The organism is Albibacterium bauzanense (assembly GCF_004339765.1).
Classification (GTDB): Bacteria; Bacteroidota; Bacteroidia; order Sphingobacteriales; family Sphingobacteriaceae; genus Albibacterium; species Albibacterium bauzanense.
In genome coordinates this window covers 377,664-402,919 of sequence record NZ_SMGO01000002.1, presented here as the reverse complement: position 1 = coordinate 402,919, position 25,256 = coordinate 377,664, and the positions used below count along the sequence as shown (strand labels likewise).

Here is a 25,256-nt window from a genome sequence, read left to right as displayed (position 1 = left end):
TATGGGATTGGTTTTTCTAACGGTGAGAAAAAGCAATTAGCTCAAGGTCTTTGGGTGTAATATTGAAGCGCTCGCCGATGTCTTTATTAGTTAATGCGCCCTGGTAAAGATATACGGCATTTCTTATTCCCGGCCTGTTCCATATTAAATTTATCATACTTCCCATTTCTCCCATTTCGAGTAATATGGGGGTGAAAATATTAGTCAGGGCATAGGTGGCCGTTCTTGCAACCCGCGAAGCAATGTTTGGAACACAATAATGGATTACATCGTGCTTTCTAAAGGTTGGTTTTAGGTGATTGGTAATTTGTGAAGTTTCAAAGCAACCTCCTTGATCGATGCTTACGTCGATAATAACGGAATTTGGTTTCATCTTTTCTACAGTGGCTTCTTCAATAAGACATGGGCATCTTCCATTAACAGAACGGACCGCGCCAATTACTACATCTGAAGAAATAATTGCTTTTCGCAGAACAATGGGCTGAATAACGGATGTAAATACCAGGCTGCCAATATTGGTTTGTAAACGACGTAACCTGTATATGGAACTATCGAAAACTTTAACCTGAGCGCCTAATGCCAAGGCTGTTCTGGCAGCATACTCGCCTACGGTTCCTGCACCTAAAATGACAATTTCTGTTGGAGGAACTCCCGTTATTCCACCTAACATTAAGCCTTTCCCATCAAATACATTGCTTAAATATTCTGCAGCGATTAATATGGATGTGGCACCCACAATTTCACTCATGGCCCTTACTACGGTAAGTATATTTCCTTCATCGCGCAGGTATTCATAGCTAATTGCAGTGATGCGTTTTTTCATCATAGCCTGTAATTGCTCCAGACTTAAATAGGAAGGTTGTTGAGACGAGAATAGAACCTGGCCGTTTTTCATCATATCGATTTCCTCCATGGTTGGTGGCGATATTTTGATAATTACGTCAGCCTTATAGATACTTTTCTTATCTGGGATAATTTCTGCGCCTTGTTCGCTGTAATGATGGTCTAGAAAATTTGCGGCAGCTCCTGCTCCGCTTTCCATGATAACACGATGGCCGTTCTCAACTAGTAAAGCTACGGATAAGGGTGTTAATGCTATCCTATTCTCCTGAAAGGAGGTTTCTTTAGGGATTCCAATGAATAATTGATTCTTTCTGGTACCAATTTCTTGTAAAACTTCCTGTGTTTGTCTTAAAGCCTGGTGGGCTAAGTTAGAAAATTCGCTCATACCTTAGATTCATTCATAATGATGGGATTAAGGTACGAAAAAGAAATTAAAAGCTTAAGTACAAACTTATGCGTCGATTTTCAATAGGCGAGTTTGATCTACTACTTCTATTTGAATGAGGAAAGCATCATCAGGCAATAATGAGTTTATTTTTTGCGGCCATTCAACAAAGCAGTAGTTCCCTGAATAGAAATACTCTTCATAACCTAAATCATAGGCTTCTTGTTCATCTTTTAATCGATAAAAATCAAAGTGATAAATAGGGCCATCTTTTCCGATATATTCATTTACGATTGAAAATGTAGGGCTGGTAATGGGGTCCTCTACACCTAATTCTTTACATAAAGCTTTAATTATGGTTGTTTTTCCTGCGCCCATGGGTGCTTCAAATAGGAATACTTTTTTCTCACCAGCAAGTTCCAGAAGCTGTGTTGCAACTTGAGGTAATTGATTGAGCTGGTTTAAAATAATCTCTTTCAAGTTATTTGGTGCTATATGAAATGTATGGAATGATAACTTCCTCCATTGAGATTCCTCCATGTTGGAAAGTTTCATTATAATAATTCACGAACTGATTGTAGTTATTCGGATAAACGAAATAAGTATCTTCTTTTGCAAAAATAAAGCTTGAGCTTACATGTAGCTTCGGTAACATGGCGTCGTGCGGATTCTTTATATGGAAAACATCTTTGGCTATAAAATTAAGGTTTTTCCCTTGTTTGTACCGCAAGTTTGTATTGGTATTTCGATCGCCGATTACTTTGCTTGGGTGTTTTACCCGAATAGTTCCATGATCAGTTGTGATGACTATACGTACGTTTTTCTGTGAAAGTCTTTTCAATGTATCTAACAAAGGAGAGTGCTCAAACCACGAAAGGGTTAAAGAACGGTAAGCAGATTCGTCGCTGGCTAGTTCACGAATCATTGCCATGTCGGTTCTTGCATGAGAAAGCATATCGACGAAATTGTATACTAATACGTTCAGGTCATTCTCCATCAGATTGCTTAAGTTCTCGGCAATATCTCTTCCTTGTTCAAGAGTAAGAATCTTATTGTAAGAAAATTTGCTGTCTTTACGCATAATGCGTTTTATTTGATCTGCAATAAAGTCTTCTTCATGTAGGTTTTTCCCTCCTTCATCTTCATCGTTTTGCCACATTTTAGGATATCGCTTTTCCATTTCTAAGGGCATTAAACCGCTAAAAATAGCATTTCTCGCATATTGGGTTGCTGTTGGTAGAATGCTATAGTAGTGATCCTCTTCGTCAAGATGATAATAGCTGCTTAGAACTGTATTGATAATGCGCCATTGATCGTACCTAAGATTATCAATTAAAAAGAAGAAAGTAGGTTTCTCCTTTTTCATGGAAGGGAATAGCTTTTTAGCAAACAATTGATGAGAAAGCACTGGTCCGGTTTCAGGAGATTTTATCCAACCTAAGTAATGGTTTTCAATAAATTTTGAAAACTGAGCATTTGCTTCTGCTTTTTGAAGAGTGAGGACTTCATGCATTCCTGCATCTTCTAATTTTTCGAGGGAAAGCTCCCAGTACACAAGTTTCTTATAAACTTCTGCCCATTGCTCGTGATCTAAGCGATCATTGAGTGTCATACCCAATACACGAAAATCTTGTTGATAAGCAATTGAAGTTTTTTCACTTACTAGTCTTTTATTTTCTGTTAACTTTTTAATCGTTAATAGAATCTGTTTTGGATTGACGGGCTTTATTAAATAATCGTCGATTTTTGCTCCAATAGCATCCTCCATCAGGTGTTCTTCCTCGTTTTTGGTAACCAGTACCATTGGGACAGCCGGATTGATACTTTTTAATTCTGCTAAGGTTTCCAGCCCCGTTAATCCGGGCATATTTTCATCTAAAAATACTAAATCGAAATAAGCTGTTTTAAAAGCTTCTACAGCATCTGTACCGTTTGTTACAGTTTTTACAAAGTAACCTTTTTCATTTAAAAGCATGATATGGGGCTTGAGCAAATCAATCTCGTCATCAGCCCATAATATATTCGTTTCTTGCATTGTATGTTAGTTTACCTATGTAAAGCGCGAACTTAAAGAATGTTTTATTAGGTATTAATAATTTAACAAACATTAACAGAAAAGTGTTCCTTCTAAAGTAAAAATATTTTTTTAAGATAAGTAGCTTTATCTTAGTTTATATAGTTCTATATATGATGTGCTGAATCTATATATTGATAAAAAAATAGCACCTTTGTTGAAATTTATTTTAAAAATTGAAGAAGAAAAAAATAGTCAATGATCCCGTTTATGGATTTATTTCCATTCCTGGCGGATTGATTTTTGATTTAATTGAGCATCCTTATTTTCAGCGATTACGATATATTAAACAAGTAAGTTTAACTCATATGGTTTATCCTGGGGCGCTTCATACTCGCTTTCAGCATGCCTTGGGTGCTATGTATTTAATGGGATTGGCCATTGAAACTCTTCGTGGAAAGGGTGTAGAGATAAGTAGCGACGAAGAGGAAGCTGCTTTAATCGCTATATTATTACATGATATCGGGCATGGGCCTTTTTCTCATTCGCTTGAACACTCTATTGTAGAGGATGTTTCACATGAGGATATTTCCGGACTAATAATGGACAAGTTGAATAAGGAGTTTAATGGCCAGTTAACGACTGCTATATCTATTTTCAGAAATAATTATCCGAAATTCTTTTTGCATCAGCTTGTATCCAGCCAGCTTGATACAGACCGTATGGATTATCTTATTAGGGATAGCTTTTTTACCGGTGTAACAGAAGGAGTGATCAGCTTCAACCGGATTATAAAGATGTTGAATGTTTTTGATAATGAGCTTGTTGTTGAAGAGAAGGGGATTTATTCGATAGAGAAGTTTTTAATTGCCAGACGACTTATGTATTGGCAGGTATATTTGCATAAAACAGTTATTAGTGCTGAACAGATGTTGGTTAAGATTCTTCATAGAGCTAAACAGCTTAGTTTGCAAGGGCATGATCTGTTTGCTACTCCATTTTTAAAACATTTTTTAACAACGCGCATTACAAAGGAGGCTTTTGAAAAAGATCCTGCACATCTTGCTGCTTTTGTTGAATTAGATGACGTTGATATATTGGCAAGTATTAAGGTTTGGACAAATCATCCGGATAAGACTTTATCTTTATTGTGTAGCCGATTGATGAACCGGCAATTGAATAATGTAGAGATGAGTAATGATAAGCCCGACGAAAAACTATTGTTAAAGCTTAAAGAAGCTGCAATAGACTATTTTGATGTATCGGAAGCGGAAGTTAACTACCTTGTTTATTCAAAAACAATTTCTAACAGTGCTTATCAGGTTGGAGATGGGAGTATTAAAATTTTAATGAAGAATGGAACGATTAAAGATATAACGCAAGCTTCTGATTTATCTAACCTTGAGGTCTTATCGAAAAAGGTGCAAAAATATATTGTGTCTTTTCCAAAAGATCTTCGTTCAAAAGGTTTATTTTAGCACCCTGATTTCAATATGGTAATTATTTCTTCATAAATTAGTAACATATAAATTTGCAGATGCAATTTACCGCACAACAAATTAGTGATTTAATAAATGGAACAATCGAAGGTGATGCTGAGGTTGCGGTTTCTGAAATATCAAAGATAGAAGAAGCTCAACATGGGAGCATTACATTTCTTTCTAATCCGAAATATGAAACTTATTTATATAGTTCGAATGCCTCTATTGTAATCGTTAATGAAGATCAATTGGTTAAACAGCCAGTTCAGTCGACATTAATACGTGTTAAAGATGCATATACGGCTCTTTCTGTTCTCCTGGATGCTTATAATCAATTAAGATTCGACAAAAAGGGAATTGAAGAACCTTCTTATATTCATCCAACAGCAAAAATTGGCAAGGGTGTTTATATAGCTGCTTTTAGCTATATAGGACCTTATGTAAAGATTGGTGACAATTGTAAAATCTATCCTCATAGTTATATTGGCGACAATGTAACTTTAGGCGACAACTGTACAATTCATGCGGGAGTGAAAGTTTACTATGATTGTGTTTTAGGAGATCGTGTAATAATTCATTCAGGTGCGATTATAGGTAGTGATGGATTTGGCTTTGCTCCGCAAGCAGATGGAACTTATAAAAAGATCAATCAGATCGGGAATGTTGTCATTGGAAATGATGTAGAAGTTGGAGCAAATACAACCATTGATCGGGCAACTCTTGGATCTACCAAGATTGGTAATGGTGTAAAACTTGATAATTTAATTCAGTTAGCACATAATGTGGAGGTGGGAGAAAATACAGTGATTGCTGCGCAAACGGGGATTTCGGGAAGTGCTAAAGTTGCTGAAAATGTTGTATTGGGCGGACAAGTTGGGGTTGCAGGACATATTACAATTGCTAGAGGGACTCAGGTTCAGGCTCAATCAGGAATTAACCGATCTATCGTTGAACCGGATAAAAAGTGGGCGGGAACACCAGCATCTAATTATGCATCTCAAATGCGTATTCAGGTAACTTTACAGAAGTTACCTTTGCTTGAGAAGCGGATTTTGGAATTAGAAAACTTAATAAATAAAAAGTAACTTTAATCTTAAATCGCCGATTGGCGAAGAGTTTGAAAGAATGAACGAGAAACAAAGAACCATTAAAAACGAAGTAAGTATTTCTGGTGTGGGTTTACACACTGGCAGATCAGCTTCATTAACGTTTAAGTCGGCCCCAGAGAATCACGGTTATAAATTTCAAAGGATTGATTTGGAAGGTAAACCTGTTATTGACGCAGATGTTGATAACGTTACTGATACATCGAGAGGGACTACAATCTCTCAAAACGGCGCAAGTGTAAGTACCATCGAACATTTATTAGCTTCTTTGGTAGGGATGGAGATCGATAATGTATTGATTGAGATTGATGGGCCGGAAGTTCCGATTATGGACGGAAGTTCTTCTTTTTTTACAGAGGCTTTAGAAAAAGCAGGTTATGTGCTTCAGAATTTGGATAGGGAATATTATGTTATTCCTCACAATATGCATTATACAGAACCTGAGCGGGAAGTAGAAATGGTAGCAATGCCTTTGGAGGGTTACCGTTTGACTTGCATGATTGATTATAACTCACCTGTTTTAGGAAGCCAACATGCATCTATTTCTAGCATTGATGAATTTAAGACAGAAATTGCGGCATCCCGAACTTTCTGCTTTTTGCATGAACTGGAAACACTGGTAGACAATAATCTAATTAAAGGCGGTGATTTAAATAATGCGATTGTAATTGTTGATAAGGATGTGAACGATACCGAGTTGGCATCTTTGGCAAAGCTATTTAACCGTAAAGATATTAAAGTAGCTAAAGAGGGTATTCTAAATAATATAGAATTACGTTATCAGAATGAGCCGGCACGACATAAATTGCTGGATATGATAGGTGATCTGGCTTTAATTGGAGTGCCGTTAAAAGGGCATATTATGGCAGCAAGACCTGGTCATGCAGCAAACGTAGCTTTTGCTAAAAAGATTAAAGCAGCTATAAAGAAGGAAAGAAGCAAGAAGAAGATTCATCTTTATGATCCTGCAGCGAAGCCTTTGTATGATGTTGTACAGATCATGGATATCTTACCTCATCGCCCACCCTTCCTTTTTATAGATAAGATATTAGAATTATCGAAAACACATGTTGTTGGGGTGAAGAATGTGACCATGAATGAGGATCTTTTTCAAGGGCACTTTCCTGGGACACCTGTTTTTCCAGGAGTTATACAAGTTGAGGCGATGGCCCAAACGGGAGGTATTTTGGTTTTAAGTACCGTTCCTGATCCTAGAAATTATATTACTTTATTTTTAAAAATAGATAACGTCAGGTTTAGAGCACAAGTGTCTCCTGGTGATACCATTATTTTTAGATGTGACCTGATGGAACCGATAAGAAGAGGAATAGCACAGATGAAAGGAGTTGGTATGGTTGGAGAGAAGGTTGTGGTTGAGGCTGAGATGATGGCTCAAATTACGAGAATTAAAGAAAGCGAAACTACATTATGATTCAACCTCTAGCTTATATACATCCGGAAGCAAAGATTGCTAACAATGTGGTTATTGAACCGTTTGCTACTATCTATAAAAATGTTGAGATTGGTGAAGGAACCTGGATAGGTCCCAATGTGACTATTATGGAAGGAGCCCGAATTGGAAAAGGCTGTAGAATTTTTCCTGGGGCTGTTATTTCAGGGATCCCACAGGATCTAAAGTTTGATGGCGAAGAAACTACAGCAGAAATTGGTGATAATACAACCATACGTGAATGTGTTACCATTAATAGAGGAACAAAGGATCGGTGGAAGACAAGTGTTGGAAAGAATTGCCTTATTCAGGCTTATAGCCATATTGCTCATGATTGTATAGTTGGAGATAATTGTATTTTTTCAAATAGCAGTACACTGGCAGGCCATATTACGGTAGGCGACTATGTTGTCTTAGCTGGTATGGTTGCTGTTCATCAGTTTTGCAGTATTGGTTCTCATGCTTTTATTGCTGGTGGTACGCTGGTAAGAAAAGATGTTCCTCCTTTTGTAAAGGCGGCGCGTGAGCCGATCGCTTATGTAGGTATTAATTCAGTTGGCTTACGTAGAAGAGGCTACTCTTCTGAGATGATCAACGAGATTCAGGATATTTATCGGACTTTATTTGTTAAGCATAATAACCTTACCAAGGCCCTGGGTATTATTGAAACAGAATTTAAACCGACAGAAATCAGGGATGAGATTCTTGACTTTATTCGCAGTTCCAATCGTGGGGTGATGAAAGGTTTTGGGCAAGGGAAATTAGGAGCGATGTAATAATCTGTGTGTTTTGAAAATAGAGCTTGAGAATATTGGTAGAAGGTTTAATAGAGAATGGATCTTTAAACAAGTAAATTACCAGTTTATTCAAGGAGAAAGTTATGCTATCTTAGGTCCGAACGGATCAGGGAAGTCGACTCTTTTGCAAGTTCTTGCAGGCAACTTAAGTCCGTCTAGTGGGAAGTTAGGCTATTCTTTAAATAATGCAGATCTTGAGGTAAGCAAAGTCTTTGAACATTTATCATTGGCCGCACCCTATCTTGAATTAATTGAAGAATTTACGCTTCGTGAATTAATAACCTATCATTTTCGATTTAAGAAACTAGTTAAAGGTTGGGATACCGACCGGATTATTCAGTTATTGGATCTTAAAAAATCTGAAAATAAAGAGATCCGGTATTTCTCTTCTGGAATGAAGCAGCGGGTGAAACTCGTTTTGGCTTGTTGTGCAGATACTCCTTTACTCTTTTTGGATGAACCTACTTCGAACCTGGATGTTCAAGGAGTGGAGTGGTATCATCAATTAATTAAAGAGTTCTCAGAACAGCGATTGCTTGTTGTTTGCTCTAATCAACTTCAGGAATATAGTTTCTGTACACATCATTTGATGATACAGGACTATAAATAATGAGGTTTTGGGTTGTTTTTGCAGATAGGCATTAAACGATTATCTTTGTTAGGAAATAGTATTGAAATCAAATCAAATAAATTATAATTAAATGGCAAAGGCTTCTGACGTAAAAACAGGAAATGTTTTAAGATTTAATGGTGAGTTAGTTACAGTTGAAGAGTTTATACATCGGACCCCAGGAAATCTACGAGCTTTTTATCAAGCCAGAATGCGTAACGTTAAAACCGGCAAGATTGCTGAGTATCGCTTTCGTACAGATGAGGAGGTAGAAATAGCTCGTGTTGAAACAAACGATTATCAATATCTGTACGATGAGGGTGATTTTTTTGTTGTAATGGACAATAGCAATTATGAACAATTCAATATTCCTAAGCATCTGTTTGGTGAAACAGCAAGGTTTTTAAAAGAAGGAATGGATGTAATTGTTGCTTTTGAAAGTGATGAGCCTATTATGGCAAGTGCACCTACAAGCGTAGAGCTTGAGATTACTTATAGTGAGCCTGCTGTAAAAGGAGATACCTCTACAGGCGCTCTTAAAAATGCTACTGTTGAGACAGGAGTAGAGATTAAGGTTCCATTATTTATAAACCAGGGAGATCGAGTAAAGATCGATACCCGTACCGGTAATTATATTGAACGCGTAAAGTAGATTTTCAGGCATTAAATGGCTACTAAAGTAGAGTTACGAGAACGCTTTAAACAAGTACGTTTACTTTTAACAAAAGAAGAAGAAGATTCTCTTAACAATGACCTGCTGTCGAAATTTCAACAGTTTAATTGGGCGAGGTTTAGTTATATCCACATATTTCTTCCTATAGAAGGTTTTAAAGAGCCTGATACAACTTTACTGATAAATTGGCTTCGGAAGAACTTTCCTCAAATTCAATTGGTGGTACCTAAGTCAGATATGGGGTCTCTTACGATGCATCATTATGCATGGGAGGAGGACTTAGTGCTTGAATTGAATAAATGGGGTATAGCGGAGCCTAAGGCAGGAAAAGTAGTATTAGCAGAGCAGCTTGATGTTGTAATATTGCCTCTTCTTACATTCGATAGAATGGGAAACAGAGTAGGTTACGGCAAAGGTTTCTATGATCGGTTTCTTTCTGTTTGCCGTCCTGATTGTCTTAAAGTCGGTCTTTCCTTATTTGAGCCGGTTGATCTAATTGAAGATATAAATCCGCTGGATGTGCCATTAGATTATTGCATTACTCCAAATACTATCTGGGAATTTAAAGGGTTTTAATATACCTCTTTAGGTACACATGTTGTTGTTGCTGTCTTTCTTAATTGAATAGGAATGTGACTATAACGATTTTCAAGATATAAGGAATCAGTTGTTTGTTGAGCTATTTTGAAGCGAGGCAAATATTGACCGATATGATGGCACCCGGTTAACTTTTGTCGCCAATTTTCATGAGTATAAGTAGCTTGAATTATTAAACTATCTCCACGAACTACATAAACGCCTCGGGCATATTCGTTCCATTGACCATTTCCATAGCAGGAATCTACATCCATTTTAGTTTTAGAGAACGTTTTGATCTTTACGTAAACAGAGTCACAATTGAATTGGAAATCGTAAAGTTCATATCGCTGTAGTTGATCTTGACCAGGAACGCTTTCAGCGGTCCAAGAGCCCTGAAGAGATTCCGCTCCAGGGTGTTGCATTTTCGAATTGAATTTACAAGAAGCTAATATGAGCATTAGAATTACGAAAATACTAATGCTCATTCTGGATTTGATCATTTGGTTATCGATAGTGCTCATGCTACTTTAAACCACCAATCATGTCTTCCGGTCTTACCCATTCATTAAATTGCTCGTCGGTTAATAAGCCAAGTGATATTGCAGCTTCACGCAGAGATGTGTTTTCTTTATGAGCTTTTTTAGCAATTTTGGCAGCATTTTCATAACCTATATGCGGGTTTAATGCAGTAACTAACATCAATGAGTTTTCCAAATGCTTTTTGATACCATTGTAGTTAGGTTCAATACCTATAGCACAGTGATCATTGAATGAAACACAGGCATCTCCGATTAATTGCGCGCTTAATAAGAAATTTGCAGCCATTACCGGTTTAAATACATTCAGTTCGTATTGGCCATTGGATCCGCCAATAGAGATGGTTACATCATTTCCCATAACTTGAGCAGCCACCATGGTTACAGCTTCACATTGCGTAGGATTTACTTTACCTGGCATAATGGATGAACCTGGTTCATTTTCAGGAATAATGATTTCTCCAATTCCTGATCTTGGGCCAGATGCCAGCATGCGGACGTCGTTGGCAATTTTCATTAAAGAAACCGCTATTTGCTTTAATGCGCCATGGCTTTCTACGATAGCATCATGCGCAGCTAAGGCCTCGAATTTATTTTCGGCAGTAATAAACGGCAGGCCCGTAAATTGTGCAATATATTTTGCTACATTTTCAGAATATCCTTTTGGAGTATTGATGCCTGTTCCTACAGCGGTACCGCCAAGGGCTAATTGAGATAAATGAGGTAAGGTGTTTTTTAGAGCTTGTATTCCGAAGGTTAATTGAGCAACATAACCCGAAAACTCTTGACCTAAAGTAATCGGAGTTGCATCCATTAAGTGTGTTCTTCCGATCTTAACTACTTTAGAGAATTCTTCGGATTTTGATTTTAATGTATCTCTTAATTTTTCAATTCCTGGAATGGTAACATTTATCAGCATTTTATAAGCAGCAATGTGCATTGCTGTTGGATACGTGTCATTCGATGATTGAGATTTATTCACATCATCATTGGGGTGAATAAAAGGGGTTCCTTCCCCTAATTTATTTCCTTGTATAGCATGAGCGCGATTAGAAACAACTTCGTTAACGTTCATGTTTGATTGAGTTCCAGACCCGGTTTGCCAGATAACTAAAGGAAACTGATCATGTAATTTTCCTTCCAGAATCTCATCACAAACTTGTGCTATCAGATCTCGTTTTTCTGAAGGCAATATTCCGGCATCGGTGTTTGTATAGGCTGCGGCCTTTTTTAAATAGGCAAAAGCTTCGATAATTTCTTTTGGCATAGAAGCCGGAGTTCCAATCTTAAAGTTATTTCTTGAACGTTCAGTTTGGGCGCCCCAATATTTATCTGAAGGAACTTTTACTTCGCCCATTGTATCATGCTCTATTCTATATGCCATGGTATTAATATTTTATTTATTCACAAAGTTAAAAATATATACCTTTCCAAGTAAGACTCTTCTCTCTAAATTGAATTTAATCTTGCTTTATTATCAGTATAAATAGTAAAGCTATTGGATTTGATTTTAGGATGATAATTGTTATAATGTAGATTCTTAATAATTGACTTTATTAGATGTTAATAAAATCGGATTTTTGAATTTATTTACGCAATTTCGTCGTTATTAAAGAGCGAAATCCCTTTTGAAATATGTTGAAAATTACAAACCTTTTAGTTTTTATTATTCCTTTAGCTTTAATTGCCTGTTCTTCTGCCGAGAGTAAAAGGATTAAAATGGAGGAAGAGCAAAAGATCACAGACAGTATCCGGCTCGTTTATTCTCCTGAGAATGCAGATAAACGGATTGATGAGTTTATGAAAAGATTACATAGTCGTTCTGCTTTTAATGGAAATGTACTCGTTGCAAAAGGCGGAAAGATTATTTATAAGAATTCTTTTGGCTGGGCAGACTATTTACATCGTGATAGTTTAAATATTAATTCTCAATTTGAACTGGCATCTGTTTCTAAGCCTTTAACCGCCACAGCAATTCTGATGTTGATTGAACAAGGTAAGTTGAGATTAGATCAAACTGTTAATGATTTCTTTCCTGATTTCCCGTATGAAGGAGTGACTATTAAGCAGCTTTTGAGTCACCGGTCGGGTTTACCCAATTACGTTTATTTTGTAGACGGAATCTGGAAGGATAAAAGAAAAGGCTTAACTAATAAAGAGGTAATCGACCTGCTTATTGAGCATAAGCCTGGGCGGTATAATGTGCCTGATGCCAGGTTTCTTTACAATAACAGTAATTTCATGGTTCTCGCAGCGATAGTTGAAGTGGTTTCTGGCGAATCTTTTACAGTTTTTATGCAAGAGAATATATTCAAACCACTTGGGATGAAAAATACTGCAGTCTACTCAAAGGCTGATTATGAAACTATTCCGACTAGGGTTATTGGTCATGATAAAGTGTGGCGACGCTCTGTAGTTCAGAATTTTTTAGACGGACCTGTTGGAGACAAAGGAATCTATAGCACAGTAGATGATTTGTATTTATTTGACCGGGCCTTAGTAGAAGGCCGGGTTATAGGAAAAGAATTATTGGATTCTGCTTATGTGGGTAGAAGTAAACCTACCAATGGTGTTTTTAATTATGGTTATGGATGGCGTCTCTATGAAAAAGGAGACCATATTATAGCATACCATACAGGTTGGTGGCATGGATTTAAGAACTTATACATTCGGGATCTTAAGAATGATATCACCATCATATTATTGTCTAATATGGCAAATGCAAGTTTAAATCGCTTAGACGATTTATATGGGATACTAGATATGCCGGTAATTCGGCAGGGGGCTTATTCAGGAAATGGTGAATTAATGGATTGAAATAATAATATTTTATAAATTTCGTATTTTTAATAAAATTATAAGAGATGTTTGACAAATTGTTCCAGGCGCAGCAGAAAGCAGAAGAAATAAAGAAGAGACTTGATACAATTAGTGTTTTCGGAGAAGTTGAAGGAGGCAAGATTAAAGTTATTGCAACTGCTAATAAGGAGATTAAAAATGTAATAATTGATCCTGAGTATTTAAAAGAGATTGGTAATGAAGGGTTGGAAGAGCTGTTGGTAACAGCAATTAACAAGGCATTAAAACAAGCTGAAGAGATTAATCAGTCTGAAATGCAGGCAGTTACAAAAGATATGCTTGGCGGACTTGGAGGGATGTTTAATAAGTAATTGAAAAATGGAAGCGATTTATTATGGCCACTCAACAGTGGGACTAAATTTAAATGATGTTGAGGTATTGTTTGATCCTTTTATCACTCCTAATAAATTAGCAAAACATGTTGAGGTAGGGGCTTTAAAACCTGATTATATATTTTTAAGCCATTGTCATGGAGATCATGTTGCTGATCTGGTTGATATTCAGAGAAATGGTAATTCACAGGTTGTATCTATTGTTGAAGCTGCTGACTGGGTTGAAAAGCAAGGAATTGCAGCAGACAGGATAATAGGAATGAATTTTGGTGGAACTATTTCAACTGATTTTGGCTCAGCTAAAATGGTGTATGCTTTGCATACTAATAGTAATCCTGAAGGAGGATATGCAGGTGTAGCAGCAGGCTATGTGTTAAAATCTGGAGGTAAGATTATTTATTTTGCCGGAGATACAGCTCTTACACTTGAAATGCAATTATTGGCCGATCAGAACTTGGATTGGGCTTTTTTACCAATCGGCGGGTTTTTTACAATGGATGTTAGCGATGCAATAAAAGCAGCAAAGTTTATTAATTGCAGGAATATTATTGGGACCCATTATAATACGTTTCCTCCAATAAAAATTAATACAGATGAGGCTATTTCGAAATTTCGTGAGGCCGGATTGAATTTGCATTTATTGCAGATTGGTGAGAAAATCAGTTTATAAAAAATCTTACTCTATTTTACTTCGAAATTGATAATGCTTCACTCCATAATGGGGTGTAATTATTACATTTGTGCATATGGCAAAGCTTAAACCTACTTTAGCAAAAGGTACCCGTGATTTCTCTCCAATAGTAATGGAGAAGCGTAATTATATTTTCAATACTATTAAAACGGTTTTTAAGAAGTATGGTTATAGTGAAATACAAACTCCATCTTTTGAAAATCTGGATACCTTAACAGGTAAATATGGAGAAGAAGGAGATCAATTAATCTTTAAGATATTGAATTCAGGAGATTATCTATCTAAGATATCCAAAGATCAGTTGAGTACAATTTCCTCCAAAGCATTAACTCCTATTATTTCAGAAAAGGCACTTCGTTATGATTTAACAGTTCCTTTTGCGCGCTATGTGGTTATGCATCAAAATGAGATCACGTATCCATTTAAGCGTTATCAGATTCAGCCTGTTTGGCGTGCAGATCGCCCTCAACGAGGTCGCTATCGTGAATTTTATCAGTGTGATGCAGATGTTGTTGGTTCTGATAGCCTTTTAAATGAGGCAGAATTTATAGCCATTTATTTTGAAGTCTTACAGAAGTTGGGGTTAAAGGATTTTAATATAAAGATAAACAACAGGAAGGTTTTAGCAGGCATTGCGGATGTGTTAGACAGAAGCGATTTGTTGATAGAAATGACTGTTGCTATTGATAAGTTAGATAAGATAGGTGTGAATGGGGTTAAGAAGGAGTTGATTGAACGTGGCTTCACGGATAATAATGTGGAAAAACTATCTCCAATACTGGAGTCTTCAGGAGACATTGATGATCAATTAAACTTATTAAAAAGCTTTTTGGGAGAATCGGTAATTGGGAAAAAAGGTATTGAGGAAATTGAGGAGGTTATATCCTATGTAGGTGTCCTTGATTCTCAAATTCTAGAAAAACTGCAGTTAGATATTACCTTGGCACGTGGATTAAACTATTATACCGGTACTATTCTTGAAGTTAAAACTAATGAGGTAGTGATGGGAAGCATTGGTGGCGGTGGGCGCTATGATGATTTAACGGGAATGTTTGGCTTGGCGGGTTTAACCGGTGTTGGTATTTCTTTTGGAGCAGACAGAATATATGACGTTTTGGAAGAGCTCAACTTATTTCCGGAAGATACGGAAGAGGGGACAAAAATATTAATTAGTAATTTTGACTCTGCTGCAGAAAGATATGCATTGCCGATTCTGCAAAGATTGCGGGCCCAAGGTATTGCTGTAGAAATATATCCAACGGCTGCTAAATTGAAAAAGCAGATGTCTTATGCTCATACAAAGAATATTCCTTTTGTTATTCTTGTTGGTGAAGAGGAAATGCAAAAAGGAGTATATACGCTTAAAGATATGAAAAGCGGTGACCAGCAGCAATTCACAGAATCGGAGTTGTTAAAGTACTTTGGAGAGCAATAAGTGTATTCTCTTAATACATTAACCCTATTTTTAGGAAACTAATTCCTTTAATGCTTGATTAACTTTGTTAAAGTTAAAGGAGCTGTAAACCTTATTAAATTGATCCTTGATTTGTTCGTTGCATAGGTTTCCAATGCTTCCTTCGTGTGTATGATTTACTTCTCTTAAAGGTTTGAAGGTTCCATTTTCTATAGACATACCGATATTCTTATAGGCTTCACGAAAAGGCACACCTTTTAGTACTTCGTTATTTACCACTTCAACACTAAATAAGTAGTCATATTTAGTATCGTCTATGATATTATTTTTTATAATAATATTCTCCAGCATATGATTACACATAATTAAACATTCGTTTAGTGATTCAAATGCGGGGAATAGGTTCTCTTTTAGTAATTGTAAATCACGATGATAGCCGGAAGGCAAATTAACAGTCATCATAGCAATTTCATTGGGTAAAGCTTGAATCTTATTACAACGAGAACGGATAAGTTCAAACACGTCTGGATTTTTTTTATGAGGCATAATACTGGATCCAGTAGTTAACTCGTCTGGAAAAGAGAGAAAACCAAAGTTTTGATTCATATATAAACAGACATCCATTGAGAATTTAGCAAGTGTTGCTGCAATAGAAGACATGCCTTGGGCTAAAACCCGTTCAGTTTTACCTCTTCCCATCTGTGCATATACGACATTGTAATTTAAAGTATCAAAACCCAGTAATTGGGTTGTAAGAGTCCGGTTCAAAGGAAAAGAAGAGCCATAACCAGCAGCTGAACCCAATGGGTTTTTATTGCAGACTTTCCATGCGGCTAACATCATCTCCAGATCGTCAATTAAACTCTCTGCATAAGCACCAAACCATAATCCAAAGGATGAAGGCATCGCTATTTGAAGATGAGTATACCCGGGAATTAAGATTGCTTTATGTTTCTCACTTAAATTAATTAGTTGATTAAAAAGCAGGTTGGTATTATTAGCGATATGTTCAATCTCACTTCTGAAAAATAACTTTAGATCAACTAAAACCTGGTCATTTCGTGAACGTCCACTATGTATTTTTTTACCGGCTTCTCCTATACGTTGGGTAAGAAGAAATTCTATTTGAGAATGTACATCTTCTACATCACTATCGATTTTGAAATCACCCTTTTCTACTTCTTTGAAAATTGATTTTAATTCCTCTTGAATCTGTACTAATTCAGCTTTGGTCAATAACCCGATACTTTCCAACATTTGCGTGTGTGCTAATGATCCTAAGATATCAGCAGCAGCTAAATGAACATCTAATTCCCTGTCTTGGCCTACGGTAAATTTATCTACTGCATTTTCGGTTTTTGTATTTTTTTGCCAGAGTTTCATTTCAGTTTATCTTTATGGATAGAATCGTGTAATTAATGTAGTATGGAATCAAGGATTTGAATATAGAATTTTATTCCTTCTTCAATTTCATGGATGTAAATATATTCATCAGCCATATGCGACCTTGCCGAATCTCCAGGACCTAATTTTAAGGATGGAATGTTTAACAGAGCTTGGTCACTCGTAGTAGGAGAGCCATAAGTTTCATGACCCAGGGCAATACCTGCTTTAACAATCGGGTGGCTCAAAGAGATAGATGATGGTTTTAATCTGGTAGATCGAGCAATTGCTTGCGACTTTATATGTCGTTGAATGATTTCTAGAACTTCTTCATTGCTATAAGCATCCGTCACTCGGATATCGACAGTGAATTTACAGCTGGCAGGAATAACGTTGTGTTGTGATCCGGCCTCAATGATTGTTACATTCATTGAAATCGGTCCGAATACAGTCGACTCTTTTGGAAATCTGAAAGTTCTGAACCAATTTATATCTTCTATCGCTTTATAGATAGCATTTTCTCCTTCATTTCTTGCAGCATGCCCTGCTTTGCCTGTTGCTTCACAGTCAATCACCATTAATCCTCGCTCGGCTATTGCTAACTGCATTAAAGTTGGTTCTCCGACGATTGCAAAGTCAAGTTCCCCTAAATCATCAAATATAGATTCAATACCATTTCTGCCAGAAATCTCTTCTTCTGCAGTAGCTGCATAACAAAGGTTGTATTTCAAATCTTTTTTATCATTGAAATAACGAAATGCGGCAAGTAAGGATACTAAGCTGCCACCAGCATCATTACTCCCTAAGCCATATAACTTATCTTCTTCAATAGTAGAGAGAAAAGGATCTCTTGTATAGCCTGAATTTGGTTTAACTGTATCGTGATGTGAATTTAAAAGAATAGTAGGTTTATCAGGGTCAAAGAACCGGTTATGACACCAGATATTATTACCTTTTCGTTGGTATGCTATCTGAGATTCTCTTAAAAACCGGCTTATTTCTAAGGCAGTTTTATCTTCTTCCTTGCTAAATGAAGGTATACAAATTAGAGATTGTAAAAGAAGAATACTCTCCTTTGTAAGAGTCTGTATACTTTGCATAGTATGAATTAGCTGTCGGCACTATATAAGCCACCAGCTTTTATAGCTGATAATTTTATTCCTTTAATAAGTGATGAACTGAACCCATTATGTTCCATTTCATTTAGTCCGGCTATTGTACAGCCTTTCGGAGATGTTACTTTATCTATTTCGCTTTCTGGATGGCTATGTGTCTGTAAAAGTAAATCGGCTGCACCTTTAGCTGTTTGTACAGCCATTTTTAATGCTTCATCAGCATGGAATCCTACTTCCACTCCTCCTTGAGAAGCCGCTCTGATTCCTCTTAAGAAAAAGGCGATACCACAAGAGCATAAAGCGGTAGCAGCAGTCATTAAATCTTCATTGATTTTCATCACCGCCCCTACGGTTTCAAACATTCGGGTTACCTCCTGCATGTTTTCCTTACTGGCTTCTTCACCTGCAATACAGGTCATAGATTGGCCGATTGAAATGGCTGTATTAGGCATTGCACGAATAATCTGAATATCTTGACCAAGCTTATTTTTGATATCCCGGCAGGTTACACCAGAAATTACCGACACAATCAATTGTTTTTTAGGATCTAAATGATTTGCTATTTCTTCTAACACATCATTTAATTGCTGAGGTAAAATAGCTAGAACAATGATATGAGCGCCTTTTATTGCCTCGGCATTATTGGAACTAATTTCAAAACCAAGACTAACGGCTTCAGTTAAATGTTGGATATTTCTACGAGTTAAGGTCACTTCTTTTGGAGAACAAAAGGCTTTGTTAACCAATCCTTTTGCTAAAGATAGACCGATGTTTCCCGATCCGATAATTGTAACTTTTTTCATTGTCTTATTATTTCAGTATTCGTGAGCCAAATTTATTTTCTTTTAGAAGAGGAAGATCTGAAGCCTGACCTATTAAAACTTCCTTAACACCTTTATTTATTGCATCGAAAGCGTTATGGAGCTTCGGAATCATTCCATCGGTTACTATACCTTCTTTTTGTAAAGGAATGAAATCTTTTTCTTTTATTTCTGAAACAACAGAACCCTCATCATTGACATCTCTTAAAACACCCTTTTTTTCAAAACAATAAATAAGGGAGGTTTCGAAATGGGATGATAGAGCAACAGCTATGCTTGAAGCAATTGTATCTGCATTGGTGTTTAAAAGCCGTCCTTCTCCATCATGAGTGATTGCGGAAAAGACCGGAGTGAAGTCTGCATTTAAGAAAGCAATAAGGCTTTCTGCATTTACCGAGTTCTCTAACAGGTCGCCAACCCATCCATAATCAATAGTTTTTACAGGTCTTTTTATTGCTTTTATGCAGTTCCCATCTGCACCTGAGAGTCCGATAGCGTTACATCCATAACTTTGCAGACCTGCAACGATATTTTTATTAATCAAGCCTGCATAAACCATGGTTACGATATCTAACGTTTGCTCATCAGTTACCCTACGTCCGTCTATTAGCTTGGCTTCAATTCCTAAATCAGCGGCAAGCTTGGTTGCTATTTTTCCACCACCGTGGATTAATATCTTAGGACCTTTAATCGCTGAAAAATTGTTTAAGAAGTTCTTTAACTGATCGGGATTATCAATTATGTTTCCTCCAATTTTGATGACGGTTAATTTCCTCATTTTCTTTTTCAGCCTCTAAGATAGGTCTTCTAAAATAGTTTTTAAAACAGTTTGCGCTGCCCATAAACGATTTCCTGCTTCTGTTTGAACCAGCGATTGTGGCCCGTCTAATATTTCAGAGGCAAGTTCAACATCTCTTCTAACCGGTAAACAATGCATAACCTTGGTATGATTGCTTAACCTTTTGGAATTGAGCATCCACTCTTCATCAGTTGCAATTATTTTACCGTATTCTTGAAAGCCGGACCAGTTTTTTACATAAACAAAATCTGCATCCTTTATAGCTTCTGATTGATTATGTGTAATAGTCACTCCTTCAGTAAATTCTTCTGAAAGCTCATAACCTTTTGGATGAGTAATTATAAAATCAATCATACCTTCTTTTTGAGCTCTGTTCATCCATTCTGCGAAGGAGTTTGGAACCGCCTGAGGCAAAGCTTTCACATGAGGGGCCCAGGTAAGAACAACTTTTGGTTTCTCAACCTTTTTCTCTTCTTCAATAGTTAATAGATCGGCAAAGCTTTGTAAAGGGTGACGAGTTGCACTTTCTAAACTTACAACAGGGACTTTACAGAACTCCATGAATTTATTGAAAAGCTCTTCAGTGTAATCTGCCTCACGATCTTTAAGAGAAGGAAAGGAACGTAAGCCAACAATATCGCAGTATTGTCCAATAACGGCAGCGGCTTCCCGAATATGTTCTACAGAAGTACCATCCATAACTACACCATCCTTTGTTTCAAGCGCCCATCCTTCCTGACCCATATTCATTACCATTACTTGCATGCCCAGATTGAGCCCCGCTTTTTGTGTACTTAATCGGGTGCGAAGACTTGGGTTTAGAAAGATGAGACCAAGTGTTTTGTGTTTTCCTAAATTTTCTTGACCGAATGGGTTTGCCTTTACATTCTTTGCCTCAGAAATAAATTTCCGAAGATCAGGTACATCCTTTACAGAGAAGAATTTTTTCATTTGCTTTGATTTATTTATGCAATATTAATTAAGCCTCCTTCAGTCGTTTATCTAAAGATTCTAAAAAGAAATCGGCATCTTTTTTAGAAATGGTTAATGAAGGAAGTAAACGGATAATGTTAGGATTCGCTACTCCTGTAAATATATGATCTTTAAAGAGCAAGTTTTTCCTTATTTGATTTAGCTCCTGCGGTAATTCAATACCGATCATTAAGCCTCTTCCTCTTACTTCAGATATTTTATCAAAAGATTTTAATTCCTTTAGTAAATAAGTTCCTATTTCAGCGGCATTTGCCAATAAATTCTCTTCGTTAATTACCTCTAAAACCGCTATGGCTGCCGCGCAGGCTAAGTGGCTTCCACCAAAGGTGGTACCTAGCATTCCATGCCATGGTTTAAATTTAGAAGAAATAGCAACCCCTCCGATTGGAAAGCCATTACCCATCCCTTTTGCCATGGTATAAAGATCTGCCAATTGATTCGAATAATCTTGTGCATAGAATTCTCCGGTTCTTCCATAACCGCATTGAACTTCATCGGCAATAAACACAGCATTATACTCATTACAGAGCTCTCTGATTTTCGATAAGAATTCAGGAGTAGCTACTTTGATGCCGCCAACACCTTGAATACTTTCAATAATGACAGACGAGACCTCATTTCCATAGCTTTCAAAGGCAGCTTCTAAGGCTTCCAGGTCATTAAAAGGAAGGAACTCAACATCATGCGCGTTTGCTGCAGAAACTATTTTTGAATTATCGGTACAGGCAACTGCCAATGAGGTACGACCATGAAATGATCCTTTGAATGCTATAATTTTTTTCCTGCCGTTATAGAAGGATGCAATCTTTAATGCATTTTCATTTGCTTCAGCTCCTGATGAACAAAGAAACAGATCATATTCTGCTTTACCAGATATATGTCCTAATAAATTAGACAATTGAACCTGTAGTGGATTTTCAATTGAATTAGAATAAAAAGCTACTTTGTTTAATTGATCAGTAAGTCTTTTTACATAATGAGGATGAGTATGACCTATCGAAATAACCGCGTGTCCGCCATATAGATCTAAGTATTCTATCCCTTTGTTATCCCAAACCTTTAAGTCCAAAGCTTTGGTAATTTCAATTGGATTTAGAGGGTATACATCGAAAGGTTTCATGAGTTCCGGATTAAAAAACGCTTGATTTTAGGTTGAGCCCTGCATGCTCATCCACACCAAACATAATATTCATATTTTGTACAGCCTGGCCGCTTGCTCCTTTAATAAGGTTATCGGTCATGCTAATAATTAATAGCTTGTCTTGATGCTTCACCAGGTGTAACAAGCATTTGTTTGTATTTACAACTAGTTTCAAGTCAATATTATTTCGGCTAACATGCGTAAATGAATGCGAGTTATAGAACCCTTCATATATATTGTAAGCTTCTTCAATACTGAGATCGCTCTTTAAATAACTTGTAGCAAAGATCCCTCTAGAAAAGGCACCCCGTTGAGGGATGAAATTTATGACCGGACTTTGCTGAGAAGCGTTAGAGAGTACTTCTCCTATCTCTAGTAAATGTTGATGCTCAAATATTTTATACGCAGAAAGATTATCATTTCTCCAGCTATAATGAGAAGTTGCACTTGGGTTTTGACCAGCACCGGTTGAGCCCGTAGTAGCATTTACATGAACCTCAGAGTTTATTAACCCTTTATTTGCAAGTGGTAACAGCGCAAGTTCAATAGTAGTTGCAAAGCAACCTGCATTTGCAATATTGCGAGCAACTTTGATTTTATCGCGTTGTAATTCTGGCAGGCCGTAGATAAATTCTCTTCCTTGAAAATTAGAATTTGCAGTTAGTCTAAAATCCTGACTCAGATCTATTATTCGAATATGTTGAGGTATATTAGTTTCAGATAGGAATTTACGAGCATTTTCATGACCGACACATAAAAATAGAACATCAATATCGTTGCTGAGAGTATTAGAGAAGTTAAGATCAGTTTCTCCAATGAGATCTGTATGTACAGAAGAAACAGGTTTACTTCCATTGCTCTCACTATGTGCAAAAACAATGTTTGCATACGGATGATAAATGAGTAATCTGATTAGCTCCCCTCCTGTATATCCGGCAGAACCAACAATACCTATTTTTATTTTCTCTTGTGAATCCATTTAATTTTCTCCTTTGTTGATTTTATGCCAAATCATAACCTGGTTGCCAAATATCTTTGAAAAACCTTTCACATCATCTGCCGTCCATGATTTGTTCATTTCTCCATAGCTTCCGAATTTATTTGACATAAGATCATTTTCTGACTCAATGCCGATAATCTGGAAACGATGAGGATTAAGCTCTACGATTACTTTTCCATTCACAAATTCTTGTGAGTTAGATAAAAATGCTTCAATATCACGCATTACCGGATCATGGAATTGCCCTTCATGCATCCAGTTACCATAAAAGGCAGCTAATTGATCTTTCCAGCTTAATTGCCACTTTGTAAGTGTATGTTTCTCAAGCGTGTGATGTGCTTTAATGATAATTATAGGTGCAGCGGCTTCGAATCCTACTCTTCCTTTTATTCCAATAATCGTATCTCCCACATGGATATCTCTGCCAATTCCATAAGGCTGAGCAATCTTTTGGAGTTTTTGTATAACTTCTGTAGGTTTTAACTGTACCCCATTTAAAGCTACTGGTTCGCCTTGTTTAAATTCGATTACTACCTTTTGTGCCTCAGTTGAAGTAATTGGGGTAGGCCATGCTTCTTCTGGTAAGGTTTGATCGGAAGTTAGTGTTTCTTTTCCTCCTACCGAAGTTCCCCATATTCCTTTATTAATTGAATATTTAGCTTTTTCTGCATTAAATTCCACTCCATGCTTTTGCAAATAAGCAATCTCTTCTTCCCGGCTTAACTGCATATCCCGAATTGGAGTAATAATAGCTACTTCAGGTATTAATATATTGAAGATCATGTCAAAGCGAACCTGATCGTTTCCTGCACCCGTACTTCCATGAGCTACGAAGTCAGCGTTTATTTCTTTCGCGTACTTTGCTATGGCAGTAGCTTGTGAAACTCGTTCCGCACTTACAGAAAGGGGGTAAGTAGCATTTTTTAAAACATTACCAAAGATTAAGTATTTAATACTGCTCTCATAATAGTTTTCAACTTCATCTACTGTCCTATGTGAAGTTACTCCCATATCATAGGCTCTTTTTTCTACTTGTTTAAGTTCCTCATCAGAAAAGCCTCCTGTATTTACTAAAACAGAATGTACTTCTAAACCCAGATCACGAGTTAAGTAAATTACACAATATGATGTATCTAATCCGCCGCTATAAGCTAATACTACTTTTTTCTTCATTTTTATTTTGTTGAACTTATTTAATTAATGGAGAATCATTGTTAAAACTATCTTGGTTGAGCGTCTAAATTTCAGACTAAGTCTTTTTAAAAGAGACGATTTTTTGGTGATCTGTTTTAGACGCTCTTTTGCACGAGCTTTATCTTCAATCTTTTGTCGAATCTCTTTTTCTTTTTCCACCGGATCCCAAAGCATCGCTGTACAAATACAGTTTTTCTTATTCTTGCTTAATAAAGTTTCGTAATTTACACAGCTTTGGCAACCTTTCCAAAATTCTTCGTCGTCTGTAAGTTCAGAATAAGTGACAGGTTCATAGCCTAGCTCTGAATTTATCTTCATGACTGCCCGACCTGTTGTTAAACCAAATATTTTGGCAGTTGGATATTTTTCTCTTGAGAGCAAGAAAATCCTTTTCTTTATAGCCTTAGCTAATCCACATTGACGATATTCGGGATTAACAATTAGTCCAGAATTTGCAACGTACTCGCCATGGCTAAAGGTTTCTATATAGCAAAAGCCTGCCCATAATCCTTCTTCTTTAGTTAAAGCGATTACTGCTTTCCCTTCTTGCATTTTTTTTGCAACATATTCGGGTTTTCTGCGCGCTATTCCAGTACCACGTGCTTTGGCTGATTCAGCCATTTCTGTGCAGATTTGTTCTGCATATTTGGTATGTACTTCTGTCGCAGGAACTACAATGAAATCTGAAAGGTTCATTTGTACAAATTCATTATTGTTAAAACAATCGTTTTAATATAAGATAAAAATTTATTGATTAATTTTTGAAGAGGGACTTTCTTCAAAAATAACTGAGATATGCCAATATTAAGCCCTTGGCTTTAGGGGTCGTCGGACTCTTAAAGCAGGTGTGCTGGCAAAACGAAGAATACAAATATCCAGTGACACAGCACTTTTATGTGCTGCAGGAATAAGGTTTGTATCGTTTAAAAATGATTTCATTGTTATAAAAAATCTGACAACAAATGTAGAAAATATAATCTATAAATAAATAAAGTTTTGTTATTTTTTTAATTTTCATTAAAGTAATTTGACACAGGGAA

26 protein-coding genes are annotated in these 25,256 nt (G+C 36.6%); 11 read left to right on the top strand and 15 right to left on the bottom strand.

Annotation, left to right across the window (positions count from 1 at the left end):
- Window positions 1-16: 16 nt before the first annotated feature.
- From C8N28_RS07635 to porX, 3 genes are all read right to left on the bottom strand, one after another.
- Window positions 17-1,228 (bottom strand): alanine dehydrogenase, encoded by a 1,212-nt coding sequence (locus tag C8N28_RS07635; RefSeq protein ID WP_132223316.1) that lies wholly within the window; start codon window positions 1,226-1,228, stop codon window positions 17-19.
- Window positions 1,229-1,294: 66 nt separating this feature from the next.
- A complete protein-coding gene (gene tsaE, locus C8N28_RS07630) occupies window positions 1,295-1,708 on the bottom strand; it encodes a tRNA (adenosine(37)-N6)-threonylcarbamoyltransferase complex ATPase subunit type 1 TsaE (RefSeq protein ID WP_246012773.1) in 414 nt (137 codons plus the stop codon).
- Between the two features lies 1 nt (window position 1,709).
- A complete protein-coding gene (porX, locus tag C8N28_RS07625; RefSeq protein ID WP_132223310.1) occupies window positions 1,710-3,263 on the bottom strand; it encodes a T9SS response regulator signal transducer PorX in 1,554 nt (517 codons plus the stop codon).
- 215 nt (window positions 3,264-3,478) lie between these two features.
- Between porX and C8N28_RS07620 the strand changes: the two genes are divergently transcribed.
- From C8N28_RS07620 to C8N28_RS07590, 7 genes are all read left to right on the top strand, one after another.
- Complete coding sequence (locus C8N28_RS07620) at window positions 3,479-4,720, top strand: HD domain-containing protein (protein WP_132223307.1); 1,242 nt, start codon at window positions 3,479-3,481, stop codon at window positions 4,718-4,720.
- A gap of 59 nt (window positions 4,721-4,779) precedes the next feature.
- Window positions 4,780-5,808, top strand: coding sequence for a UDP-3-O-(3-hydroxymyristoyl)glucosamine N-acyltransferase (gene lpxD, locus C8N28_RS07615; RefSeq protein ID WP_132223303.1), 1,029 nt, complete (start codon window positions 4,780-4,782; stop codon window positions 5,806-5,808).
- Window positions 5,809-5,848: 40 nt separating this feature from the next.
- Window positions 5,849-7,261 carry a bifunctional UDP-3-O-[3-hydroxymyristoyl] N-acetylglucosamine deacetylase/3-hydroxyacyl-ACP dehydratase gene (locus C8N28_RS07610; RefSeq protein WP_132223300.1) on the top strand — a complete coding sequence of 471 codons (1,413 nt, stop codon included), beginning with the start codon at window positions 5,849-5,851 and terminating at the stop codon, window positions 7,259-7,261.
- Complete coding sequence (gene lpxA, locus C8N28_RS07605; protein WP_132223298.1) at window positions 7,258-8,055, top strand: acyl-ACP--UDP-N-acetylglucosamine O-acyltransferase; 798 nt, start codon at window positions 7,258-7,260, stop codon at window positions 8,053-8,055. The genes C8N28_RS07610 and lpxA overlap by 4 nt, the downstream gene beginning before the upstream one ends.
- Window positions 8,056-8,068: 13 nt before the next feature.
- Window positions 8,069-8,686 carry an ABC transporter ATP-binding protein gene (locus C8N28_RS07600; protein WP_132223295.1) on the top strand — a complete coding sequence of 206 codons (618 nt, stop codon included), beginning with the start codon at window positions 8,069-8,071 and terminating at the stop codon, window positions 8,684-8,686.
- A 91-nt stretch (window positions 8,687-8,777) separates the two neighbouring features.
- Window positions 8,778-9,338, top strand: coding sequence for an elongation factor P (gene efp, locus C8N28_RS07595; RefSeq protein ID WP_132223292.1), 561 nt, complete (start codon window positions 8,778-8,780; stop codon window positions 9,336-9,338).
- 15 nt (window positions 9,339-9,353) lie between these two features.
- A complete protein-coding gene (locus tag C8N28_RS07590; protein ID WP_132223290.1) occupies window positions 9,354-9,935 on the top strand; it encodes a 5-formyltetrahydrofolate cyclo-ligase in 582 nt (193 codons plus the stop codon).
- Here C8N28_RS07590 and C8N28_RS07585 read toward each other — a convergent pair.
- Both C8N28_RS07585 and fumC read right to left on the bottom strand, forming a co-directional pair.
- Window positions 9,932-10,459, bottom strand: coding sequence for a fumarate hydratase (locus C8N28_RS07585; protein WP_132223287.1), 528 nt, complete (start codon window positions 10,457-10,459; stop codon window positions 9,932-9,934). The two genes, C8N28_RS07590 and C8N28_RS07585, sit on opposite strands and share 4 nt — an antisense overlap.
- Before the next feature lies 1 nt (window position 10,460).
- Complete coding sequence (fumC, locus tag C8N28_RS07580; RefSeq protein WP_132223284.1) at window positions 10,461-11,858, bottom strand: class II fumarate hydratase; 1,398 nt, start codon at window positions 11,856-11,858, stop codon at window positions 10,461-10,463.
- Window positions 11,859-12,109: 251 nt separating this feature from the next.
- On the opposite strand from fumC, the gene C8N28_RS07575 reads away from it, so the two are divergent.
- The 4 genes from C8N28_RS07575 to hisS all read left to right on the top strand — a co-directional run bounded on the left by C8N28_RS07575 (window position 12,110) and on the right by hisS (window position 15,791).
- On the top strand, window positions 12,110-13,291 hold the full coding sequence (locus tag C8N28_RS07575) for a serine hydrolase domain-containing protein (RefSeq protein WP_132223281.1): 1,182 nt from the start codon (window positions 12,110-12,112) through the stop codon (window positions 13,289-13,291).
- 47 nt (window positions 13,292-13,338) lie between these two features.
- Complete coding sequence (locus tag C8N28_RS07570; RefSeq protein ID WP_132223278.1) at window positions 13,339-13,644, top strand: YbaB/EbfC family nucleoid-associated protein; 306 nt, start codon at window positions 13,339-13,341, stop codon at window positions 13,642-13,644.
- Between the two features lie 7 nt (window positions 13,645-13,651).
- A complete protein-coding gene (locus tag C8N28_RS07565) occupies window positions 13,652-14,335 on the top strand; it encodes a metal-dependent hydrolase (protein ID WP_132223275.1) in 684 nt (227 codons plus the stop codon).
- 76 nt (window positions 14,336-14,411) lie between these two features.
- Window positions 14,412-15,791 carry a histidine--tRNA ligase gene (gene hisS, locus C8N28_RS07560; RefSeq protein ID WP_132223272.1) on the top strand — a complete coding sequence of 460 codons (1,380 nt, stop codon included), beginning with the start codon at window positions 14,412-14,414 and terminating at the stop codon, window positions 15,789-15,791.
- A gap of 30 nt (window positions 15,792-15,821) precedes the next feature.
- Here hisS and argH read toward each other — a convergent pair whose 3' ends face one another.
- From argH to C8N28_RS13915, 10 genes are all read right to left on the bottom strand, one after another.
- On the bottom strand, window positions 15,822-17,153 hold the full coding sequence (gene argH / locus C8N28_RS07555; protein ID WP_132223269.1) for an argininosuccinate lyase: 1,332 nt from the start codon (window positions 17,151-17,153) through the stop codon (window positions 15,822-15,824).
- A 32-nt stretch (window positions 17,154-17,185) separates the two neighbouring features.
- A complete protein-coding gene (locus tag C8N28_RS07550) occupies window positions 17,186-18,253 on the bottom strand; it encodes a M20 family metallo-hydrolase (RefSeq protein WP_132223266.1) in 1,068 nt (355 codons plus the stop codon).
- Window positions 18,254-18,261: 8 nt separating this feature from the next.
- On the bottom strand, window positions 18,262-19,071 hold the full coding sequence (gene proC, locus C8N28_RS07545; protein WP_132223263.1) for a pyrroline-5-carboxylate reductase: 810 nt from the start codon (window positions 19,069-19,071) through the stop codon (window positions 18,262-18,264).
- Between the two features lie 7 nt (window positions 19,072-19,078).
- Window positions 19,079-19,867 carry an acetylglutamate kinase gene (argB, locus tag C8N28_RS07540; RefSeq protein WP_132223260.1) on the bottom strand — a complete coding sequence of 263 codons (789 nt, stop codon included), beginning with the start codon at window positions 19,865-19,867 and terminating at the stop codon, window positions 19,079-19,081.
- 15 nt (window positions 19,868-19,882) lie between these two features.
- Window positions 19,883-20,839 (bottom strand): Rossmann-fold NAD(P)-binding domain-containing protein, encoded by a 957-nt coding sequence (locus C8N28_RS07535; protein ID WP_132223257.1) that lies wholly within the window; start codon window positions 20,837-20,839, stop codon window positions 19,883-19,885.
- A gap of 28 nt (window positions 20,840-20,867) precedes the next feature.
- Window positions 20,868-22,001 carry an aspartate aminotransferase family protein gene (locus tag C8N28_RS07530; RefSeq protein ID WP_132223254.1) on the bottom strand — a complete coding sequence of 378 codons (1,134 nt, stop codon included), beginning with the start codon at window positions 21,999-22,001 and terminating at the stop codon, window positions 20,868-20,870.
- Window positions 22,002-22,011: 10 nt separating this feature from the next.
- Window positions 22,012-23,001 (bottom strand): N-acetyl-gamma-glutamyl-phosphate reductase, encoded by a 990-nt coding sequence (gene argC / locus C8N28_RS07525; protein ID WP_132223251.1) that lies wholly within the window; start codon window positions 22,999-23,001, stop codon window positions 22,012-22,014.
- Entirely contained in the window at window positions 23,002-24,195 is a 1,194-nt protein-coding gene (argG, locus tag C8N28_RS07520; protein WP_132223248.1) for an argininosuccinate synthase, read from the bottom strand.
- Between the two features lie 24 nt (window positions 24,196-24,219).
- Window positions 24,220-24,912: a GNAT family N-acetyltransferase gene (locus C8N28_RS07515; RefSeq protein ID WP_132223245.1), complete on the bottom strand. Its 693-nt coding sequence runs from the start codon at window positions 24,910-24,912 to the stop codon at window positions 24,220-24,222.
- 108 nt (window positions 24,913-25,020) lie between these two features.
- Window positions 25,021-25,155 carry a hypothetical protein gene (locus C8N28_RS13915; RefSeq protein ID WP_262708401.1) on the bottom strand — a complete coding sequence of 45 codons (135 nt, stop codon included), beginning with the start codon at window positions 25,153-25,155 and terminating at the stop codon, window positions 25,021-25,023.
- Between the last annotated feature and the right edge of the window lie 101 nt (window positions 25,156-25,256).